2 protein-coding genes are annotated in these 1092 nt (G+C 68.8%); one reads left to right on the top strand and one right to left on the bottom strand.

The window, feature by feature from the left end:
* Positions 1-321: hypothetical protein (locus tag AB0M20_RS45260; protein ID WP_364307827.1), on the top strand; the 321-nt coding region annotated here is incomplete at its 5' end.
* 1 nt (position 322) lies between these two features.
* Here the strand turns inward: AB0M20_RS45260 and AB0M20_RS45255 are convergent.
* Positions 323-1092, bottom strand: a 770-nt coding sequence (locus AB0M20_RS45255; RefSeq protein WP_364307826.1) for a PRC and DUF2382 domain-containing protein, incomplete at its 5' end; no start/stop codon positions are given.

Genomic DNA, 1092 nt, shown 5'->3' with positions numbered 1-1092 from the left:
CCAGGGATCTGGTACGGCATCACCGCCGGCGGTCTTGCCGGGTACCAGGTGCGGGAGAACCCGCCGAACTGCTACGAGATCGGCGCGCACACCGGGCTGAGCTACCTCGTGCAGCGGCCCGCGACGGTCCGGTCCGCCGCGCCCAAGGCGTACATCGTCGACCGGAACGGCACCGTGACCTCGGTGACGACCACCTATCGGGCCGGCGACCGGGTGACCGTCAACTACCGCGAGGTGCTCAACGGCGGTCAGTACGCACGGCTGGCCGACGGACCGTACACAGGCAGATGGCTGCCACTCGCAGCGGTTGCGTTCTCCTGACCTAGTGGGGTGAAGCCGGATCCGGGCCTTCGTAGTCGATGCGTTCCTTGCGCACCTCGCCCGAGACGGTCTCCTCGTCCTGAACTGCTTCCTTCCTCAGCCGGACGCGCTCGACGGGCACCGTCTCGGTCGTCACGACCGGGCGCTCGGCCTTCAAGGTCACCTCGTGGCCGGCGTCGACGTCGTCCGAGGCAACGGTTCCGCCGGGTTCGTCGGCGGTGACCGGGACTTCCTCCAGTCGTACCTCCTCGCGGGTGACCGGCACGGTGATCTGCTGGTGCTCGGTGACGAGGTACTTGCGCAGCCGCACTCTGGTCGTCGGCTCGCGGCGGGTGCCGACGACCAGACGCTCCTCGGAGCGCGTCATGGCGTCGTCTTCCGACGCCTCGCGGTCCTCACCGTCTTCGGTGTCGGCGGTGGGCGGCACGCCATAGTGGGCGCAGAGTCGCTCGGCGTCCTCCTGGCTGACCGGACTTCCGGTGTCCAGCAGTGGTGCCTGTTTGACGCGGTCGCGGCCGACCGTCACGGTGAGCCGGTCGCCGGTGAGCTCGGCACCCTGCAGGGGAACGAACGACTCCTCGAAGCTCAACGAACCCATGCGGACGGTGATCCAGATCGGGTCGCCGGTGCGGTTGTCCACGTAGATCTGGGAGACCACGCCGATCCGCTCCCCCGCGTTGTCGTAGACCTCAACACCGGTCAGGCGCCCGAGGTCGTCCTGTGTGATCACGGTTTCGCCTTCCCCGATGCTGGGCCGCCGCGCGGCGGTAC

It is taken from the genome of Actinoplanes sp. NPDC051633, from assembly GCF_040681735.1.
Taxonomy (GTDB): Bacteria; Actinomycetota; Actinomycetes; order Mycobacteriales; family Micromonosporaceae; genus Actinoplanes.
The sequence above is the reverse complement of the archived record's forward strand: the minus strand, read 5'-3'. Positions and strand labels throughout refer to the sequence as shown.